This window comes from Methanoculleus sp. DTU007 (assembly GCF_001512385.1).
GTDB classification, from domain to species: Archaea; Halobacteriota; Methanomicrobia; order Methanomicrobiales; family Methanoculleaceae; genus Methanoculleus; species Methanoculleus thermophilus.
This window is the reverse complement of record NZ_LFRO01000082.1, coordinates 1-2,609: the sequence shown is the minus strand read 5'-3', so window position 1 is coordinate 2,609 and position 2,609 is coordinate 1. Positions and strand designations below refer to the sequence as shown.

The window sequence follows — 2,609 nt, the reverse complement described above, 5'->3', positions numbered from 1 at the left end:
CCTCGCAAAAATCCAAACGGGTATATAGAGAAGTATTTCAGAACAGAGATACTATACCTCTAAACGATCCAATGGTCCCGTGGGAACTCATATTCGCCGTCGTGCCAGGCCTGATCCTCTTCTTCTACGGGATAGAGAACTTCTCACGGGAGCTCCTCTCCGCCGCGAAAGGGAGCTTCAGCATCATCCTCGGCAAGATGACCTCGCGGCCGATCCTCGGCGCACTCATCGGCGCCGTCGTCACCGCCCTCGTCCAGTCGAGCGCCGCGACGACGATCGTCACCATTGGTCTCGTCAACGCCGGGACGATCTCGTTTGGCCAGAGTCTCGGGATCATCATCGGCTCAAACGTCGGGACGACCATCACCGCCCAGCTCGTCGCCTTCAAGATGACGGCGTTTGGAGCGGTGCTCATCCCGGTCGGGTTCCTCGTCGGGGCCTATGGCGGGCGCTACAAGATCCTCGGAAAACCTCTCTTCTACTTTGGTCTCGTCTTCTTCAGCCTCAACCTCATCTCGACATCGCTTGCGCCGTTCCAGAGCGATCCTGAGATCATTGGGTTCATCACGGAGTTCTCGGCGCTCCCGCTCGCGATCCTGATCGGGTTCCTCTTCACCGCGATGGTCCAGTCGAGCGCCGTAACGACCGGCCTTACCGTCGTCCTCGCCCAGCAGGGGTTGCTCACCCTCCCCCAGGCGATACCGTTCCTGCTTGGCGCAAACATCGGCTCGACCACGACGGCCCTGCTTGCCTCGAGCAGGATGGGGCTGCACTCAAAAAGAGCGGCTGTCGCCCACTTCATCTTCAACTTCGGCGGGGTGCTCATGATCCTGCCCTTCCTTGGACCCTTCACCGAACTCGTGATGGCGATCGGCGGGACGGAGGCGCAGATGGTGGCAAACGCCCACCTCCTCTTCAACCTGATCACGGCGAGCGTCTTCCTCCTCGGCATCAAGCAGTTCGGACGGCTCGTCGAGAGGGTGGTGCCTGGAAACGAACCCGAAGTCCTCATGCGGACGCGCTACCTCGAGGACGGGTTGCCGGAGGATACACGAGCGGGGTTTGAATTGATCCAGATGGAGCTCAAGCACGCCCACGAGGTCACGCTCAACCTCTTCCGGGCGGCGATGACCTACCTTGCCACGGGCAGGGATGCGGACTACCTGATGGTCGAGCGGCTCAAGAACCTGAACGGTTACCTCGACCGGAGGATCGAGCAGGCCCTCCGGTCGATCTCGACACGACCTCTCTCGGACCGGGAGGCGACCGAGGTGGTCTACCTTGTCCGGATGTCAAACGAGATCGGGCGGCTTGGATACCTCGGGGCGGATCTCGGGGAGTTCTTCCGGAGAAGCATCGAGAACGGAAACGGTGCCTCCGCCGCCCAGATCAAGGAGGTCGAGAGCATCTACCGGATCCTTGATGCAAACATCGTCGGGCTCGGGCATATCTTCCCCCGGATCCAGGAGACGACCGTCGCGGAGCTTCGCGCCCGGGACATCGAACTCCAGTGCGTCGTCAACGAGCATTACCGCAGGCAGCTTGCAAGCCTCAAGCAGGAGGGTGACTTCGGAAACAGCCGCTACATCGAGGTCCTCTCGATCATCGAGGCGGCCAACGCCAAGGTGCGGGATCTGCGCAAACTTGCCGAGCGCTACTCCACCGAGGTGGGCGTGACGCCGCCTGCGTCAATCGGCGTGGACGACCCGCTTCCTCTGACCCAGCCGGTAGCCGGAGACGACAAGCAGGGTCTCCCCGACCTCCCGGTCGAGGGCAGGGTCCCCGGTGTCCACGTAGAGGACGGGTGTGGCCTGGAGTTTTCCGGGGGTCGCGACCACGATCAGGTTCGATAGCCCCGCACGCCGGAGGACTGCAGGACTGATCTGCTGGTTCCCGCGGCCGAGGACGAAACCCTGGGCGCCGATGGGGCTCACGATGATCTTTGCCCGCGGATAGCGCTCAAGGAGGGCAAACAGCGTCCACTCGTCGGCGTTCCGGGCGAGGACCTCACCGTTCCGGACAACGTCGACCCCTAGAAGCGTCGGAGTCAGTCCAAGCCTCTCCATGATCCGGGCCGTCGTGCTCCCGGCGCCGATGATATAGAGGGTATCAGGGAGCATGATCTCGGCGATGAACGCCGCGATAGCGTCCTTTGCCCGCTCCTCGTCCTGCTCCTCAAAGACCTGCTTGCCGCCTTGCGTCCGCTCCGGGATGTAAGGTACGCAGGCATACCCGTAGAGCCGGGCCGCGAGCCGGCCCGAGCGGTAGGCCTCCTCGTCGACGTCCATCACCTCGGAGTCGCGGCAGGGGATCTCGCCCGCCAGGCGGAGAAGCTCGGCCGCGGCCGCCGGGTTGACCGCAAAGACCGCCGAGTACATCTTCACCCCGGCGGGGATGCCGAGGATCGGGACCGAGCGGCCCACGGCGTCGAAGACGTCCCGGGCCGTCCCGTCCCCGCCGCAGAAGAGGATGAGGTCGACCCCGGCATCGAGGAACGCCCGGCACGCAGCTTTGGTATCGGCAGCGGTGGTCGGGGATGCAGGGCGGTAGAGGACGGTGAACCGGTCGATCCCGGCCGCGGCGAGGACGTCCTCGCCCATCGGGGCTGC

The 2,609-nt window shown here is 63.7% G+C and carries 1 protein-coding gene and 1 pseudogene; one reads left to right on the top strand and one right to left on the bottom strand.

Going from position 1 to position 2,609, the window contains the following annotated elements; translation table 11 throughout:
• Nucleotides 1–71 precede the first annotated feature (71 nt).
• Nucleotides 72–962, top strand: a pseudogene (locus tag ACI94_RS08855) (Na/Pi cotransporter family protein); the annotation flags it as partial.
• 726 nt (nt 963–1,688) lie between these two features.
• Here ACI94_RS08855 and ACI94_RS08850 read toward each other — a convergent pair.
• Nucleotides 1,689–2,609, bottom strand: a 921-nt coding sequence (locus ACI94_RS08850; RefSeq protein ID WP_286681328.1) for an ATP-NAD kinase family protein, incomplete at its 5' end; no start/stop codon positions are given.